This is a genomic window from Pseudomonas fluvialis, assembly GCF_014207935.1.
In the GTDB taxonomy this organism is placed as follows: Bacteria; Pseudomonadota; Gammaproteobacteria; order Pseudomonadales; family Pseudomonadaceae; genus Aquipseudomonas; species Aquipseudomonas fluvialis_A.
Genome location: NZ_JACHLL010000001.1, coordinates 289,631 through 306,377, shown reverse-complemented (window position 1 = coordinate 306,377; position 16,747 = coordinate 289,631). Strand labels below are relative to the sequence as shown.

11 protein-coding genes and 2 tRNA genes are annotated in these 16,747 nt (G+C 63.6%); 10 read left to right on the top strand and 3 right to left on the bottom strand.

Annotated elements, in window-relative coordinates; all coding sequences use genetic code 11:
- Both HNP49_RS01455 and HNP49_RS01450 read right to left on the bottom strand, forming a co-directional pair.
- Nucleotides 1-87: transfer RNA gene (locus HNP49_RS01455), tRNA-Leu, on the bottom strand.
- Between the two features lie 108 nt (nucleotides 88-195).
- Nucleotides 196-282, bottom strand: a tRNA-Leu gene (locus tag HNP49_RS01450).
- 209 nt (nucleotides 283-491) lie between these two features.
- Here HNP49_RS01450 and rnr point away from each other — a divergent pair.
- The 8 genes from rnr (at nucleotide 492) to alr (ending at nucleotide 8,889) form a co-directional block, all read left to right on the top strand.
- Nucleotides 492-3,191, top strand: coding sequence for a ribonuclease R (rnr, locus tag HNP49_RS01445; protein WP_184679993.1), 2,700 nt, complete (start codon nucleotides 492-494; stop codon nucleotides 3,189-3,191).
- The gene (gene rlmB / locus HNP49_RS01440) at nucleotides 3,188-3,940 is read left to right on the top strand and encodes a 23S rRNA (guanosine(2251)-2'-O)-methyltransferase RlmB (RefSeq protein WP_184679992.1); all 753 of its coding nucleotides are present in this window, start codon (nucleotides 3,188-3,190) and stop codon (nucleotides 3,938-3,940) included. Before rnr ends, rlmB begins: the two co-directional genes overlap by 4 nt.
- A gap of 188 nt (nucleotides 3,941-4,128) precedes the next feature.
- Nucleotides 4,129-4,533, top strand: a complete 405-nt coding sequence (rpsF, locus tag HNP49_RS01435) for a 30S ribosomal protein S6 (RefSeq protein ID WP_184679990.1) — start codon at nucleotides 4,129-4,131, stop codon at nucleotides 4,531-4,533.
- Between the two features lie 29 nt (nucleotides 4,534-4,562).
- A complete protein-coding gene (gene rpsR / locus HNP49_RS01430; protein ID WP_095938363.1) occupies nucleotides 4,563-4,793 on the top strand; it encodes a 30S ribosomal protein S18 in 231 nt (76 codons plus the stop codon).
- 34 nt (nucleotides 4,794-4,827) lie between these two features.
- A complete protein-coding gene (locus HNP49_RS01425) occupies nucleotides 4,828-5,718 on the top strand; it encodes a hypothetical protein (RefSeq protein ID WP_184679988.1) in 891 nt (296 codons plus the stop codon).
- 20 nt (nucleotides 5,719-5,738) lie between these two features.
- A complete protein-coding gene (gene rplI, locus HNP49_RS01420; protein WP_184679986.1) occupies nucleotides 5,739-6,185 on the top strand; it encodes a 50S ribosomal protein L9 in 447 nt (148 codons plus the stop codon).
- A 143-nt stretch (nucleotides 6,186-6,328) separates the two neighbouring features.
- The gene (gene dnaB, locus HNP49_RS01415; RefSeq protein WP_184679984.1) at nucleotides 6,329-7,726 is read left to right on the top strand and encodes a replicative DNA helicase; all 1,398 of its coding nucleotides are present in this window, start codon (nucleotides 6,329-6,331) and stop codon (nucleotides 7,724-7,726) included.
- An 89-nt stretch (nucleotides 7,727-7,815) separates the two neighbouring features.
- A complete protein-coding gene (gene alr, locus HNP49_RS01410) occupies nucleotides 7,816-8,889 on the top strand; it encodes an alanine racemase (RefSeq protein WP_184679982.1) in 1,074 nt (357 codons plus the stop codon).
- Here the strand turns inward: alr and HNP49_RS01405 are convergent, their stop codons facing one another.
- Nucleotides 8,890-10,788 carry a diguanylate cyclase gene (locus HNP49_RS01405; protein ID WP_184679980.1) on the bottom strand — a complete coding sequence of 633 codons (1,899 nt, stop codon included), beginning with the start codon at nucleotides 10,786-10,788 and terminating at the stop codon, nucleotides 8,890-8,892.
- A 182-nt stretch (nucleotides 10,789-10,970) separates the two neighbouring features.
- Between HNP49_RS01405 and HNP49_RS01400 the strand changes: the two genes are divergently transcribed.
- Together HNP49_RS01400 and HNP49_RS01395 are read left to right on the top strand one after the other, a co-directional pair.
- A complete protein-coding gene (locus tag HNP49_RS01400; RefSeq protein ID WP_184679971.1) occupies nucleotides 10,971-13,283 on the top strand; it encodes a YgiQ family radical SAM protein in 2,313 nt (770 codons plus the stop codon).
- 132 nt (nucleotides 13,284-13,415) lie between these two features.
- Nucleotides 13,416-16,742, top strand: a complete 3,327-nt coding sequence (locus tag HNP49_RS01395) for a DUF2126 domain-containing protein (RefSeq protein ID WP_184679963.1) — start codon at nucleotides 13,416-13,418, stop codon at nucleotides 16,740-16,742.
- Nucleotides 16,743-16,747 lie beyond the last annotated feature (5 nt).

Genomic DNA, 16,747 nt, shown 5'->3' with positions numbered 1-16,747 from the left:
TGGTGCCCAGGAGAAGACTCGAACTTCCACGGTGTTGCCACCGCTAGGACCTGAACCTAGTGCGTCTACCAATTCCGCCACCTGGGCACATTGCGATGATCACTCATCGACTTACGCGGTTTACCTGGCAAGCCAAGCGGTACTGCGCCAACCGTTACAGCAAAATCAAGTCAGTGACTCGATTTCTTGAATAAGTGGTGCCCAGGAGAAGACTCGAACTTCCACGGTGTTGCCACCGCTAGGACCTGAACCTAGTGCGTCTACCAATTCCGCCACCTGGGCACTGGATTCGATGATTCCTCATCGTTTCCGTGTTACAACGTCTCAGCAACGTTGTGGGCGCGAACTATACGGAGCAGGTTTTGCCTTGTAAACCCCTGATGGCGAAAAAATTATTCTCAGGATTAAAGCTGACCGACAGGCGGGTTTCGCGCTTCAATAGACAGTAGATAGAGATGCGATATCGCACACACAAAGGTGACACCTGACTAATGGCCGATTGGCAATCCCTCGATCCCGAGGCCGCCCGCGAGGCGGAAAAATACGAGAACCCCATCCCCAGTCGCGAACTGATTCTGGCGCGACTTGATGAGCGTGGCGCCCCTGCCAGCCGTGAGCAGCTGGTTGACGAGTTCGGGCTGACTACTGAAGAGCAGCTGGAGGCCTTGCGCCGACGCCTGCGCGCCATGGAGCGCGATGGACAACTGATTTATACCCGGCGCGGCACCTATGCGCCGGTCGACAAGCTGGACCTGATCTGTGGGCGCGTCAGCGGTCACCGCGATGGCTTCGGTTTCCTCATTCCCGATGATGGTAGTGATGACCTGTTCCTCAGCCCGGCACAGATGCGCCTGGTGTTCGACGGCGACCGCGCGTTGGCGCGTGTTTCTGGTCTGGATCGGCGTGGCCGTCGCGAGGGTGCAATCGTTGAGGTGCTGACCCGTGCCCACGAGACCATCGTCGGTCGCTACTTTGAAGAGGCCGGTATCGGCTTCGTCGAGGCCGATAACCCGAAGATCCAGCAGGAAGTGCTGGTCTCTCCGGGGCGTACCGCCGGGGCGCGCATTGGTCAGTTCGTCGAGATCAAGATTACCCACTGGCCGACGTCACGTTTCCAGCCGCAGGGCGACATCATCGAGGTGATTGGCAACTACATGGCGCCGGGCATGGAGATTGACGTGGCGCTGCGCAGCTACGACATCCCGCATGTCTGGCCGGATGCGGTCGTCAAGGAAGCGCACAAGCTCAAGCCGGAAGTCGAGGAGAAGGACAAGGAGAAGCGCGTCGATCTGCGTCATCTGCCGTTCGTCACCATCGATGGCGAAGATGCCCGCGACTTCGACGATGCGGTGTTTTGCGAGAAGAATGGCAGCCGCTGGAAGCTGTTTTCCGGTGGCTGGAAGCTGTACGTGGCGATCGCCGACGTGTCGCACTACGTCAAGGTCGGTTCGGCGTTGGATGAAGAAGCGACCAAACGTGGTAACTCGGTGTATTTCCCCGAGCGCGTAGTGCCTATGCTGCCGGAGGAGCTTTCCAACGGCCTCTGCTCGCTGAATCCGCATGTCGATCGTCTGGCCATGGTCTGTGAGATGAGCATCTCCAAAGCTGGCAAGATCGTCGACTACCAGTTCTATGAGGCGGTGATTCACTCCCATGCACGTCTGACCTACAACAAGGTCAGCACCATGCTGGAGCAGCCGAAGAGCACTGAAGGCAAGGCGCTGTGCGGCGAATACAAGGAAGTGCTGCCGCACCTCAAGCAGCTCTATGCCCTGTATCAGGTGCTGTTGGCCGCCCGCCACGAGCGTGGTGCCATCGACTTCGAAACCCAGGAAACCCGTATCGTCTTCGGTGAAGGGCGCAAGATCGCCGAAATCCGTCCGACGCAGCGCAACGATGCGCACAAGCTGATCGAGGAGTGCATGCTGGCGGCGAACGTCGCCACGGCGCTGTTCATGCAGAAGCATGAAATCCCGTCGCTGTATCGCGTGCATGATGGCCCGCCATCCGAGCGCGTCGAGAAGCTCAAGGCTTTCCTGGCTGAGCTTGGCCTGGCCTTGCACAAGGGCAAGGAAGGTCCGACGCCGAAGGATTACCAGAAGCTGCTGCAGGGTATTCAGGATCGTCCGGACTTCCATCTGATCCAGACTGTCATGCTGCGCTCGTTGAGTCAGGCGGTGTACAGCGCTGACAACAACGGTCACTTCGGCCTGAATTACGAGGCCTATACCCACTTCACTTCGCCGATTCGCCGTTATCCGGATCTGCTGGTGCATCGGGCTATCCGCAGTGTCATTCGCTCCAAGCAGGAGACGCCGCATGTGCAGCGGGCTGGCGCGGTGGCCATGCCCAAGGCGCGCATCTATCCGTATGACGAGGCGGCGCTGGAGAAACTGGGTGAGCAGTGCTCGATGACCGAGCGGCGAGCCGATGAGGCCACCCGTGATGTGGTCAACTGGCTCAAGTGCGAGTTCATGCAGGATCGCGTCGGCGAGAGTTTCGAGGGCGTCATTACTGCAGTCACCGGCTTCGGTATTTTCGTCGAGCTGCGCGATATCTATGTCGAAGGGTTGGTGCATGTCACCGGCTTGCCGGGCGACTACTACCACTTTGACCCTGTTCATCACCGTCTTTCGGGTGAGCGGACTGGTCGCACTTTCCGCCTGGGTGACAGCGTTGAAGTGACGGTCATGCGCGTCGACCTCGATGAGCGCAAGATCGACTTCGAACTGTCCGGCAAGCAGCTGGCTGCGCCGATCGGGCGCAAGGGTGCAGGCAGTGACAGGCGCGAGGCTGCGCCCGCCAAAGGCAATGCCAGGGGGAGCAAGACGCGTAGTCGTGGCAGCAAGCCGGCGGCACAGGCCAAGCAGCAAGCGCAGGCCGAACGCCATGCCGCGCCTCCGCCTGCGAGTTCGCCGCGCAAGCGTGGTGCTGGCAAGGTTCAGGCGCTGGATGTAGCGCCGGAGTTGCTGGCGCAGGCCGAAGAAATGCTCGGCAATACCGACGTGAAGAAAAGTCGGGCGGTGAAGCAGGCGTTGCTTGCCGACGCCAAGTCGGGCGGCAAGTCCAAGGCTTCGGCGGCGGACAAGGGTGGCAGCAAGAGCAAGTCGGGCAAGCCGTCCCGGCATCGCAAGGGCGCTGCCAAGCCCAAGGCGGATGGTGCACCGAGTAAACCCAGAGCGAAATCATGAGTCAGTTGGAACGAATCTACGGCGTCCACGCCGTAGAGGCGCTGTTGCGTCATCACCCCAAGCGGGTCAAGCAGTTGTGGCTGGCAGCGGGACGTCAGGACCCGCGGGTGCAGGTGCTGGTCGATCTGGCAGGTCAGCAGCGCATTGCTGTGGGTCAGAAGGACCGCCGCGAGCTGGATGAGTGGGCCGAGGGCGTGCACCAGGGCGTGGTTGCCGAGGTCAGCCCGAGCCAGGTCTGGGGTGAGAACATGCTCGATGAGCTGCTCGATCGCGCTACCGCGCCGCCATTGCTGTTGGTGCTGGACGGTGTGACCGATCCGCACAATCTCGGTGCCTGCATGCGCACGGCCGATGCCGCGGGGGCTCACGCGGTGATCGTGCCCAAGGACAAGTCGGCCACCCTCAATGCCACGGTGCGCAAGGTAGCCTGTGGTGCGGCGGAAGTCATTCCGCTGGTGGCGGTGACCAACCTGGCCCGGACCCTGGAAAAGCTGCAGCAGCGTGGCCTGTGGATCGTCGGTACGGCCGGTGAGGCCGAGCAGGAACTCTATCAGCAGGACATGACCGGTCCGACCGTGCTGGTCATGGGGGCTGAGGGCAAGGGCATGCGTCGGCTGACCCGCGAACACTGTGATTATCTGGTCAAGCTACCCATGGCCGGCAGCGTCAGCAGTCTCAATGTCTCGGTGGCCACCGGCGTGTGCTTGTTCGAGGCGGTACGCCAGCGTCAGGGCAAAACCGCTGGTTGATCGAATCAGCTGGCGATTGTTCAAATAATCGCCAGTTTTCCTTGCGCCCTCGTGGGCGCTTTCTCTAGAATGCTCGGCCTTGCCGGATTGGCAGGCGCTCGCGCGTCTTCAGTCTGACAAGTTCATTGAGTCATTCACTCCTTGCCTGACCGCGTTAGTCGGCAGGCTACAACCCGTAAGGAGCATTTATGCGTCATTACGAAATCGTTTTCCTGGTCCACCCGGATCAGAGCGAACAAGTCGGCGGTATGGTCGAGCGTTACACCAAAGTCATCGAAGAAGACGGTGGCAAGGTTCATCGCCTGGAAGATTGGGGTCGTCGTCAGCTGGCTTACGCCATCAACAACGTGCACAAGGCTCACTACGTGATGCTGAACGTTGAGTGCAGCGGCAAAGCCCTGGCCGAGCTGGAAGACAACTTCCGTTACAACGATGCCGTGATCCGTAACCTGGTCATCCGTCGCGACGAAGCTGTTACCGAGCAGTCCGAGATGCTCAAGGCTGAAGAGAACCGCAACGAGCGCCGTGAGCGCCGTGAGCGCGTTGAATCTGACGTTGCCGATGGCGACGACAGCGACAACGCTGACGAGTAATCCACGGATCTTATTGAGGAGCCAATCTCATGGCACGTTTCTTCCGCCGTCGTAAGTTCTGCCGCTTCACCGCAGAAAACGTCAAAGAGATCGATTACAAAGATCTCAACACCCTGAAGGCCTACATCTCCGAAACCGGCAAGATTGTTCCTAGCCGTATTACCGGTACCAAGGCCAAGTATCAGCGTCAGCTGGCTACCGCTATCAAGCGCGCTCGCTACCTGGCCCTGCTGCCCTACACCGACAGCCACGGCCGTTGATAACGGGCCGTCGACGTAGGTAAGGGATAGACGCATGCGCCCACTCGCTGAATTCATCATGCGTGGACGCATGCAGGCCGCCCTTGTGGTGGTCGGTGCAACGGCGTTGCCGTTGCTCTTCTGGCTAGGTGCTGCAGCGGGGGCTTTGGTCCTGTTGCGGCGCGGCCTCGGTGATGCTATGGGCGTAGTGGCCTGGGGGCTGCTGCCGGCGCTGGCCTGGTGGTACTTCGGTGAGCCGCGCGCTCTGCTGGTACTGCTCGGCACGCTGGCACTGGCTGTGGTGTTGCGGGCTACGACGTCCTGGACGCGTGTGCTGCTCGCCAGTGTTGCCGTTGGGGTGTTGTATGGCGTGACCCTCGATGCGGTGTTTCAGGAACCGATCCAGGCCCTGGCCAAAGAGCTGCAAGCTCTGTTGCCACAGGTTCTGCAAGGTGTTCAGGAGCTCGGCGCCGAGGAGCAGGCCCGCTTGCACAGTTTGCTGGTGCCGGTTCTGACCGGGCTGCTGGCTTCGCTGTTGCAAGCCGGCAGTCTGCTGGCCCTGGCGCTTGGTCGCTGGTGGCAGGCAGCGCTGTACAACCCCGGTGGATTCGCTCGCGAAATTCGCGAGATGCGTCTGCCGCCGGCGCCAATGGCGCTGCTGCTGGCCGGCATGCTGTTGGGCCCCAATCTCGGGGTGCAACTGGCGATGCTGACGCCGCTGTGCAGTGTGCCCTTGGCCTTCGCCGGTGCGGCGTTGCTCCACGGCCTGGTGGCCCAGGGGCGCCTCGCTCGGTTCTGGCTGGTCGGGCTTTATGTGTCGCTGCTGATCTTCATGCAGCTGGTTTATCCGTTACTGGTGGTCCTGGCCATCGTCGACAGTCTGATTGATTTTCGCGGCCGCTCCGCGCGCAACAACGGCGCCGGGCCTGCGAACGGTGAAGGTTAAAAGTTAAGAGGTAAGACCCAATGGAAGTTATTCTGCTGGAAAAAATCGCCAACCTGGGCAACCTGGGCGACAAGGTAAACGTCAAGTCCGGCTACGGCCGCAACTACCTGCTGCCGCAAGGCAAGGCCACTGCCGCTACCGCCGCGAACATCGCTGCGTTCGAAGCGCGCCGTGCCGAGCTGGAAAAGGCTGCTGCCGAGAAGAAAGCATCTGCTGAAACTCGCGCTGCCCAACTGGCTGAGCTGGAAGTGACCATCACTGCTGTAGCTGGTGACGAAGGCAAGCTGTTCGGCTCGATCGGTACTCACGACATCGCCGACGCTCTGACTGCTTCCGGCGTGCCGGTTGCCAAGAGCGAAGTACGTCTGCCGAACGGCACTATCCGTCAAGTTGGCGAGTTCGACGTGGCTGTGCACCTGCACACCGACGTAGAAGCTACCGTCAAGCTGATCGTGGTAGCCGCCTAAGTCGAGGCGACTTGCAGGTCTTGCGTGAAAGCGCCGGCCTGCTGACAATCGGGCACGACATTGCATTTGCGGTGTCGTGCCCGTTGTTTTTTCAGCCCCGGGCAATTGTCCGCGGGCCGCTGTGATTGAGAATTTCAGGTGCCATGAACGATATCAGCCTGCCGCAACAGTACGATCTGGAAACCGCCGCACTCAAGGTGCCGCCCCATTCGATCGAGGCCGAGCAGGCCGTGCTGGGTGGCCTGATGCTCGACAACAACGCCTGGGAACGGGTTTCCGATGCAGTGTCCGATGGCGATTTCTACCGCCACGACCATCGCCTTATTTTCCGCGCCATCTACAAGCTGGCCGAGCGCAACGACCCCTTCGACGTGGTGACCCTGTCTGAGCAGCTGGACAAGGAGGGGCAGCTGGCTCAGGTCGGAGGTCTCGCCTACCTCGGTGAGCTGGCCAAGAACACCCCGTCGGTGGCCAACATCAAGGCTTACGGACAGATCATTCGCGAGCGCGCGACCCTGCGCCAGCTGATCGGTATCAGCAACGAGATTGCTGACATGGCCTATGCCCCGCAGGGCAAGAGCGCCGTGGAAGTGCTCGACGAGGCCGAACGGCAGATTTTCCAGATTGCCGAAGCGCGGCCCAAGGCCGGCGGGCCTGTGGGCATCAACGAGATTCTGGTCAAGGCCATCGACCGGATCGACGAGCTGTTCAATACCAACGAAGGCATTACCGGTATTTCCACCGGCTTTACCGATCTGGATGGTATGACCAGCGGCTTGCAACCGGCCGACCTGGTGATCGTCGCCGGCCGTCCGTCGATGGGTAAGACCACCTTCGCCATGAACCTGGTGGAAAACGCGGTGCTGCGCTCGGACAAGGTGGTATTGGTGTTCTCCCTGGAAATGCCCGCCGACTCGATCGTGATGCGTATGCTCTCGTCGCTGGGGCGTATCGACCAGACCAAGGTGCGTTCCGGCAAGCTGGACGATGACGATTGGCCGCGACTGACTTCGGCGGTCAACCTGCTCAATGAGCGCAAGCTGTTCATCGACGATACCGCCGGCATCAGCCCCACCGAGATGCGCGCGCGGGCCCGCCGTCTGGCGCGCGAGCACGGCGAAGTGGCGCTGATCATGGTCGACTACCTGCAACTGATGCGCATCCCGGGAGCCTCCGGTGAGAACCGCACCAACGAGATCTCGGAAATCTCGCGCTCGCTCAAGGCCCTTGCCAAGGAGTTCAACTGCCCGGTGGTGGCGCTGTCGCAGCTCAACCGCTCGCTGGAGCAGCGACCCAACAAGCGCCCGGTCAACTCCGACCTGCGTGAATCCGGGGCGATCGAGCAGGACGCCGACATCATCATGTTCGTCTACCGGGACGAGGTCTATCACCCCGAGACCGAGTACAAGGGTGTGGCCGAGATCATCATCGGCAAGCAGCGTAACGGCCCGATCGGTACCTGCCGCCTGGCGTTCCTCGGCAAGTACACGCGCTTCGAGAACCTGGCGCCGGGCATCTACAACTTCGACGATGACGAATAACCCAGCGCGGCAGCCATAGCCGCACAGGGATCAATGAAAACGGGCGCCCAGCGGTTAAGATGGGCGCCCGTTTGCTTTGGGGTGTTCTCATGCGTCCGCTCGTTGCTTCCATCGATCTCGCCGCCGTGCGGCACAACTACGCCCTGGCCAAGCGCTGCGCGCCGGGGCGTCAGGCCTTTGCCGTGGTCAAGGCCAATGCCTACGGGCACGGCCTGCGCGAGGTGGTGACGGCCTTGTTTGATGAGGCGGACGGCTTTGCCGTGGCCTGCCTGGAGGAGGCGGCGCAGGTGCGGGCGATGCATGGCCGTGCGCGCATCCTGCTGCTGGAAGGTTGCTTCGAGGTTGGCGAATACCGGATGGCTGCCCAGTTGCAGCTGGATGTGGTGCTGCACAGTGCGCTGCAAGTCGAGCAACTGCTGGCCAGTGAGCTGGCCCGGCCCGTGAACGTCTGGCTCAAGCTGGACAGCGGCATGCATCGCCTGGGTCTGGATGAGGCTACGCTGCGCGACTGCCATGCCCGCCTGCAGGGGGCGGCACAGGTGGCCGAGCTGAATCTGCTCAGCCACTTCGCCTGCGCCGACGAGCGCGGTCACAGCCTCACCGAGCTGCAGCTGGAGCGCTTCCTCGATGTACTGGATCTGCCTTTTGACCAGCGCAGCCTGGCCAACTCGGCGGCCGTGCTGATGATTCCGGCGGCGCACATGGACTGGCTGCGGCCGGGGATCATGCTCTACGGTGCCAGCCCGTTCGCCGAGCTGTCCGCCGCCGAGCTGGGTTTGCAACCGGTGATGAGCCTGACGGCCGAGCTGATTGCCGTGCGCGAGATCGCTGCGGGCGAAACTGTCGGCTACGGTGCCGGCTGGCAGGCCGAGCGGCCCGCTCGCATCGGCACGGTGAGCTGCGGCTATGCCGATGGTTATCCGCGCCACGCGCCGGCGGGCACGCCGGTATGGGTGGCGGGTGTCAGCGTGCCGCTGGTGGGGCGTGTATCGATGGATATGTTGTGCGTCGATCTGAGCGATCATCCCGGCGCTGAGGTGGGTGATGCGGTCGAGCTGTGGGGTGCGAATCTGTCGGTCGACCGGGTGGCGCAGGCCAGCGGCACCATTGGTTACGAGCTGCTGACCAAGGTCACGGCGCGGGTGCCGCGCCGCTACCGTTGATCAGAGCAGGCCGCTGGGCACCTTGAGCAGGTCGAGCTGCAGGCAGGCATCGCTGGACAGCTCGCCGTCATCGCCGAACAGGCGATAGCTGCTGCGGCCGGCACTCTTGGCCTTGTACAGCGCCAGGTCGGCGGTCCTGTACAGGGCGTTGAACAGGCGCGCCTGCTGCGGGAAGAGGGCAATACCGATACTGATCGAGACGCGCAGCTGGTGGTCGTGATAGGTCACTGGTTGGGCCAGCTCGCTGATCAGTCGCTCGGCGATCTCCACGGCATGTTCCTGGGCGTTGGGCCCGCTGATCAGCACGGCGAACTCGTCACCGCCCAGGCGCGCCACCATGTCGTGGCTGCGCACGACCTGACGCAGGCGCAGGGCCTCGGTGCGCAGCATGACGTCGCCGGCATCGTGGCCGTAGGTGTCGTTGATCGGCTTGAAATGGTCGAGATCGATCAGCAGCAGCGCCAGGCTTTCCTGCCGGCGGGTGGCATCGGCCATCTGCGCTTCGGTGTGCTCGATCAGGTAGCGCCGGTTCGGCAGGTCGGTCAGCGGATCATGCCAGGCCGCATGTTGCAGCTCCTGCTCGCGCAGCGACAGGCGCTGGTTGGCGCTGGCGAGTTCGGTGGTGCGGCTGTCGACCGCCGCCTGCAACTCTTCGGCAAAATGCTGCATCTGCTCCAGTCGCGCGCTTTTCTCGCAGTCGGCCTGCTCCAGTGCCGCCGCTTTCTCCTGTTTGAGAATCTGGATGCGGTAGGCCAGGGCGAAGGAGAACAGGATCGATTCGGCAGCGATGGCCAGCGGATACAGGTAGGCGGTGAATGGGCCGGGCTGGATGATGCCCGCGGCGCGCATGACCAGCACGGCGGTGCTGACCAGGACGGTGCCATAGCCGATCAGGTACAGGCGCGCCGGGAAGAATCCTTGGCGCATGCGGATGGCGGCGCAGATCAGCGCGACCGGCATGCTCAGGATCGGCGCCAGGGCGATGATCACCGCGCCTGTGTGCGGATAGCCAAAAGCATTGATGAGGATGGCGCTGGCATACAGCAGGCAGCCCAGGTTCAGCAGCCAGTGGCCCCAGCGCAGGCTGTCGCGGGTATACAGCAGCTCCTGGGTAAAGCGCATGACCAGGATGGCCCATAGGGCCGGCAGGGTGATGCGATCGATCCAGAACGGCACGGCCTGCTCCGGCCACAGGTACTGGAAGCCATGGCCGCTCATGCTGAGGATGAAGGTCAGTGCGCAACCGGTGGCCAGTACGTACCAGAAATAGGCGGCGTCGCGCAGGCTGATGAGGATGAACAGGTTGTACAGCATCAGCGCCAGGATGATGCCGTAGAGCAGGCCGAGGCCGAGGTTCTCGGTGGCGGCATACTGGTTGAGGTCGCTGAGTTGCCAGACCTTGAGTGGGAAGGAGTTGCCGCGGGGGTCGTAGCTGCGCAGGTAGAGGGTCAGCGGCTGCTCGTCGAGCAGCGGCAGGCGGAATACCTGGCGGCGGTACTCATGGTCGCGGCCGACGGCATAGGGCACCTGTTCGCCGCTCAGGCGTTCGATCCAGCCACCCTTCCCGTCGGGTAGGTACAGGCGCAGGTCCATGATGGTGATGCCGCCGTTTTCCAGCCACCACTGAGCCGGAGCATCGGCTGCGCGCTGCAGGCTGATCTTGATCCACCAGGCGCTGCGGCTGAGGCCGACGCTGGCGCTGCTGCTCGACGGCACGAAGCGCTGCTGCACCTCGGGGCTGGCCATGTCGGCGATGCTCAGTGTGCCTGTCGTATCTTCCAGTAGCTCGACCTGGGTGTTGATCGACTGTCCGCTGCTGGCGGCCGACAACAGCAATGCCTGGGCCTGCTGGCACAGCAGGCAGCACAGCAGGCAAAGCAGAAAGCGCCGTCGCTGCATGAAGTCTCCGTATCACGGCAGGCCAGGGGTGGCGATGGTTCGAGTATAACCACAATGCATGACTGTGATCACAGTTGCCCGGAACGGGCGCAGTGGTGGCGCTTGACCGAGCGTGCTACTCGGGTTCTGTATATTTTTTGTGCTATGATCCGCGCCCGTTTTTTTGAGTCCCGGTCGCCGCCATGCACGCCGCCACGCCGTTGTTCGACTATCCCAAGTACTGGGCCGAATGCTTCGGACCCGCGCCCTTCCTGCCGATGAGCCGGGAAGAGATGGATCAGCTGGGCTGGGACTCCTGCGACATCATCATCGTTACCGGTGATGCCTACGTTGACCATCCGTCGTTTGGCATGGCCATCATCGGGCGCCTGCTGGAGGCCCAGGGCTTCCGCGTGGGGATCATTGCCCAGCCGGACTGGACCAGCAAAGCCGACTTCATGAAGCTGGGTGAGCCCAACCTGTTCTTCGGCGTCGCGGCCGGCAACATGGACTCGATGATCAACCGCTACACCGCGGACAAGAAGATCCGCTCGGACGATGCCTATACCCCTGGTGGCGAAGCGGGCAAGCGGCCGGACCGTGCCAGCCTGGTCTACAGCCAGCGCTGCAAGGAAGCCTACAAGCACGTGCCGATCATCCTCGGCGGCATCGAGGCCTCGCTGCGCCGCATCGCCCACTACGACTACTGGCAGGACAAGGTCCGCCATTCGATCCTGATCGACGCCTGCGCCGACATCCTGCTGTTCGGCAACGCCGAGCGCGCCATCGTCGAGGTGGCCCAGCGTCTGGCCGCTGGCGAGACCATCGAGGACATCAATGATGTACGCGGCACGGCCTTTATCCGTCGTGACACGCCCGAGGGCTGGTTCGAGGTCGACTCCACCCGCATCGACCGGCCGGGCAAGGTCGACAAGATCATCAACCCCTACGTCAACACCCAGGACACTGCCGCCTGCGCCATCGAACAGGAAAAGGGCGAGGTTGAGGATCCCAACGAGGCCAAGGTGGTGCAGCTGCTGCCGCACCCGCGGCTGGAGCGCGACAGGACGGTGATCCGCCTGCCGTCCTTCGAGAAGGTGCGCAACGACCCTGTGCTGTATGCCCATGCCAACCGCGTGCTGCACCTGGAGACCAATCCCGGCAACGCGCGCGCCCTGGTGCAGAAGCACGGCGAGGTGGATGTGTGGTTCAACCCGCCGCCCATCCCGCTGACCACCGAGGAAATGGACTACGTGTTCGGCATGCCCTATGCGCGCGTGCCGCACCCGGCTTATGGCAAGGCGAAGATTCCGGCCTACGAGATGATCCGCTTCTCGGTCAACATCATGCGCGGCTGCTTTGGCGGCTGCACCTTCTGCTCGATCACCGAGCACGAGGGTCGCATCATCCAGAACCGTTCACACGAGTCGATCCTCAACGAGATCGAGGAAATGCGCGACAAGGTGCCGGGCTTCACTGGCGTGGTCTCCGACCTTGGCGGGCCGACCGCCAACATGTACCGCATCGCCTGCAAGGACCCGGAAATCGAGCGCCACTGCCGCAAGCCGTCCTGCGTGTACCCGGGCATCTGCGAGAACCTCAATACCGACCACAGCTCCCTGATCGAGCTGTACCGCAAGGCCCGCGCCCTGCCTGGGGTGAAGAAGATCCTGATCGCCTCCGGCCTGCGCTACGACCTGGCCGTGGAGTCGCCAGAGTATGTCCAGGAGCTGGTTACCCACCATGTCGGCGGCTACCTGAAAATTGCTCCGGAGCACACCGAGCGTGGCCCGCTGGACAAGATGATGAAGCCGGGCATCGGCAGCTACGACAAGTTCAAGCGCATGTTCGAGAAGTACTCCAAGGAAGCGGGCAAGGAGCAGTACCTGATTCCGTACTTTATCGCCGCCCATCCTGGGACGACCGACGAGGACATGATGAACCTCGCCCTGTGGCTCAAGCGCAACGACTTCCGTGCCGATCAGGTGCAGGCGTTCTACCCGTCGCCGATGGCCACCGCCACCGCCATGTACCACTCGGGCAAGAACCCGCTGCGCAAGGTCACCTACAAGAGCGAAGGCGTCACCATCGTCAAGAGCGAGGCGCAGCGCCGTCTGCACAAGGCCTTCCTGCGCTATCACGATCCCAAGGGCTGGCCGATGCTGCGCGAGGCGCTGGAGCGCATGGGCCGCAGTGATCTGATCGGTAACGGCAAGCATCAGCTGATCCCGACCTACCAGCCGCAGACCGACGAGTACCAGAGTGCGCGGCGGAAGAACTCCACCCCGGCCGGCAGCAAGAAGGTCGGCGCTCAGGGCAAGACGGTCGGCAAGATCCTTACCCAGCACACCGGTCTGCCGCCGCGTGGCAGTGACGGCAGCCAGGCCTGGGACAAGCGCGAGCAGGCCAAGGCCGCTGCCGAGGCCCGGCGCAAGGCGGAGAAATCCGGTGCTGGTAAGGACGCCGGCAGCAAGGGTGGCAAGAAGGGCGGCAAGCGCCCGGTAGCGCCGCGCTAACTTGGTGCGCCCGCCCGCCGCTGGTGCGGCGCCGGGCGCGCTTGTGGTGCTGCAGCCCGCCTGGCGCGGGCTTGAGCCTGTGGCATAAGTCTTGCGCTGGCAGAGTCATTCCCGCCGCGCAGGAGACTCGCCGTGTCGATCCATGTCGCACTGCACCACGTCACCCACTATCGCTACGACCGCCACGTGCAGCTCGGTCCGCAGATCGTTCGTCTGCGTCCGGCGCCGCACAGTCGTACGCGCATCCTTTCCTATGCCCTGAAGGTTGAGCCGGGCGGCCACTTCGTCAACTGGCAGCAGGACCCGCAGGGCAACTACCTGGCGCGTCTGGTGTTCCCCGAGAAGACCGGCGAGTTCAAGGTCGAGGTCGATCTGGTCGCCGAGATGGCGGTGTTCAACCCGTTCGACTTCTTCCTCGAACCCTACGCCGAGCAGATTCCCTTCGCCTACACCGAAGGTGAGGCGGTGGAGCTGGCGCCCTACCTGCGCAAGCTTCCGGCCACGCCGGCCTTTGCCCGCTACCTGGCCGGCATATCCCGCGAGCCATTGGCCAGCGTGGATTTTCTGGTGGCCCTCAACCAGCAACTGGCCCACGACATCCAGTACCTGATCCGCCTGGAGCCCGGTGTGCAGACGCCGGAGGAGACGCTGAGCAAGGGCTCCGGTTCCTGTCGCGATTCGGCCTGGCTGCTGGTGCAGCTGTTGCGTCATCTGGGGCTGGCGGCGCGCTTCGTTTCCGGCTACCTGATCCAGCTCAGCGCCGATGTGAAATCCCTCGATGGTCCGTCCGGGACAGAGCATGACTTCACTGATCTGCATGCCTGGTGTGAGGTGTATCTGCCGGGAGCTGGCTGGATCGGTCTGGACGCCACCAGCGGCCTGTTCGCCGGTGAAGGGCATATCCCGCTGGCGTGCAGCCCGGAGCCTTCATCGGCCGCGCCGATCAGCGGGCTGATCGACGAGTGTGAGTGCGAGTTCGTCCATGCCATGAGCGTGGAGCGGGTGTGGGAGGTGCCGCGTGTCACCAAGCCCTACAGCCCCGAGCAGTGGCAGGCGATTGTCAGCCTCGGCCAGCAGGTCGACCGCGATCTGGCGCAGGGCGATGTGCGCCTGACCATGGGGGGCGAGCCGACCTTCATCGCCCTCGATTACCCCGATGATGCCGAGTGGAACACCGCGGCGCTGGGGCCGAACAAGCGCCGGCTGGCCGCTGAGCTGTTCCACCGGCTGCGTGCACATTATGCGGCGCAGGCGCTGGTGCATTTCGGTCAGGGCAAGTTGTACCCCGGTGAGCAACTGCCGCGCTGGTCGCTGAACTGCTTCTGGCGGCGCGACGGCGAGCCGATCTGGCAGGATCCGGCGCTGTATGCCGATGAACATACGGACTACGGCGTGGATGCCGATAAGGCGGCCTTGTTCCTCGCCTGTGTGGCCGAGCGCCTCGGGGTGAGTGGCGAGCATGTGTTCCCGGCCTACGAGGACTGGCTGTATTACCTGTGGCGCGAGCGCCGCCTGCCGGCCAACGTCACCCCGGATGATCCGCGTCTGGCCGATCCGCTGGAGCGGGAGCGGCTGCGCAAGGTGTTTGATCAGGGTCTGGAACAGATGGTCGGGCATGTGCTGCCACTGGCGCGTAACCCGGCCAGCAATGCCTGGCAGAGCGGCCCCTGGTACCTGCGCGAGGAGCACTGCCGGCTGCTGCCGGGTGACTCGCCGCTGGGCTACCGCCTGCCGCTGGATTCCCAGCCCTGGGTCAGTCAGGCCGACTACCCCTACGTCAATCCGGCCGATCCGTCGCAGCTGTCGGGCAGCCTGCCGCCGGCCGCGCAGATCCGCCAGCAGGTCAGGGGTGTCTGGCCGGAGGGCTTTGGCGCCGCCAGTGCGCCGGCCTCGGGCATGGCGGGCATGAGCAGCACGGGTAAACCCCTGCCGGGGCAGTCGGCCAGCTGGATCACCCGTACCGCGCTGTGTGCCGAGCCGCGTGGTGGTCGCCTGTACCTGTTCCTGCCGCCGTTGGCGCACCTGGAGGACTACCTGCAGCTGGTGGCCGCCATCGAGGCAACCGCGGCCGAGCTGCAGTGCCCGGTGCTGCTGGAAGGCTACGAGCCCCCGGCCGATCCGCGCCTGCTGCACTTCCGCGTGACACCCGATCCGGGCGTCATCGAGGTAAATATCCACCCGGCTGCCAGCTGGGACGAGCTGGTCGAACGCACCGAGTTTCTCTACGAGGCGGCGCGCCAGACGCGCCTGTCCAGCGAGAAATTCATGCTCGACGGCCGTCATACCGGCACCGGCGGCGGCAATCACTTCGTCTTGGGTGGCGCCACTCCGGCCGACTCGCCTTTCCTGCGCCGGCCCGATCTGCTGCGCAGCCTGCTCAGCTACTGGCACAACCACCCGTCGCTGTCCTACCTGTTCAGCGGGCTGTTTATCGGGCCGACCTCGCAGGCGCCGCGGGTGGACGAGGCGCGCAACGACGCCTTGTACGAGCTGGAAATCGCCTTTGCGCAAATGCCCGAGCCAGGGCGCGACTGCCCGCCGTGGCTGGTCGACCGGCTGCTGCGCCACCTGCTGGTGGATGTCACCGGCAATACGCACCGTGCAGAGTTCTGCATCGACAAACTCTACTCGCCGGATTCGGCCAGCGGCCGCCTCGGTCTGCTGGAGCTGCGCGCCTTCGAGATGCCGCCGCATGCGCAGATGAGCCTGGCGCAACAGCTGCTGCTGCGCGCGCTGGTCGCCCGCTTCTGGAAAACCCCTTATGCGCCGGCCAAGCTGGCGCGCTGGGGCACCGAGCTGCATGACCGCTTCCTCTTGCCGCACTTCATCGAACAGGACTTTGCCGATGTGCTGCAGGAGCTGGGCGCGGCGGGCTATCGCCTGCGTGCCGAGTGGTTTGCCCCGCACTTCGAGTTCCGTTTTCCCAAGTGCGGCGACTTCCACGTCAAGGGCATCAGCCTGGAGCTGCGTCAGGCGCTGGAGCCCTGGCATGTGTTGGGCGAAGAGGGCAGCGCCGGGGGCACGGTGCGCTATGTCGATTCCTCGCTGGAACGGGTGCAGGTCAGGCTTGAAGGCATGGCGCCGGACCGCTACCAGCTGGTGTGCAACGGCGTGCCGGTGCCGCTGCGGCCGACCGGCAAGGTGGGCGAGTTTGTCGGCGGCGTGCGCTTCCGTGCCTGGCAGCCGGCCAGTTGCCTGCAGCCGACCATCGGCGTGCACGCGCCGCTGGTGTTCGACCTGCTCGACACCTGGATGCAGCGCTCGCTGGGCGGATGCCAGTACCATGTGGCCCACCCCGGCGGACGCAATTACGAGAGTCTGCCGGTCAACGCCTATGAGGCAGAAAGCCGCCGGCTGGCGCGCTTCTTCCGCCATGGCCATACGCCGGGGGCGCTGGCGCCCAAGCCTGTTCTGCACAATGATGAGTTGCCGATGACCCTGGATCTGCGCCGTTCCTGACCTCC

Excerpts from the sequence above, each read along its gene's own strand:
- HNP49_RS01405 (WP_184679980.1), bottom strand. The coding sequence starts at position 10,788 with ATGCAGCGACGGCGCTTTCTGCTTTGCCTGCTGTGCTGCCTGCTGTGC.
- HNP49_RS01400 (WP_184679971.1), top strand. The coding sequence starts at position 10,971 with ATGCACGCCGCCACGCCGTTGTTCGACTATCCCAAGTACTGGGCCGAA.
- dnaB (WP_184679984.1), top strand. The coding sequence starts at position 6,329 with ATGAACGATATCAGCCTGCCGCAACAGTACGATCTGGAAACCGCCGCA.
- rlmB (WP_184679992.1), top strand. The coding sequence starts at position 3,188 with ATGAGTCAGTTGGAACGAATCTACGGCGTCCACGCCGTAGAGGCGCTG.
- rpsR (WP_095938363.1), top strand. The coding sequence starts at position 4,563 with ATGGCACGTTTCTTCCGCCGTCGTAAGTTCTGCCGCTTCACCGCAGAA.
- rnr (WP_184679993.1), top strand. The coding sequence starts at position 492 with ATGGCCGATTGGCAATCCCTCGATCCCGAGGCCGCCCGCGAGGCGGAA.
- rpsF (WP_184679990.1), top strand. The coding sequence starts at position 4,129 with ATGCGTCATTACGAAATCGTTTTCCTGGTCCACCCGGATCAGAGCGAA.
- HNP49_RS01425 (WP_184679988.1), top strand. The coding sequence starts at position 4,828 with ATGCGCCCACTCGCTGAATTCATCATGCGTGGACGCATGCAGGCCGCC.
- alr (WP_184679982.1), top strand. The coding sequence starts at position 7,816 with ATGCGTCCGCTCGTTGCTTCCATCGATCTCGCCGCCGTGCGGCACAAC.
- rplI (WP_184679986.1), top strand. The coding sequence starts at position 5,739 with ATGGAAGTTATTCTGCTGGAAAAAATCGCCAACCTGGGCAACCTGGGC.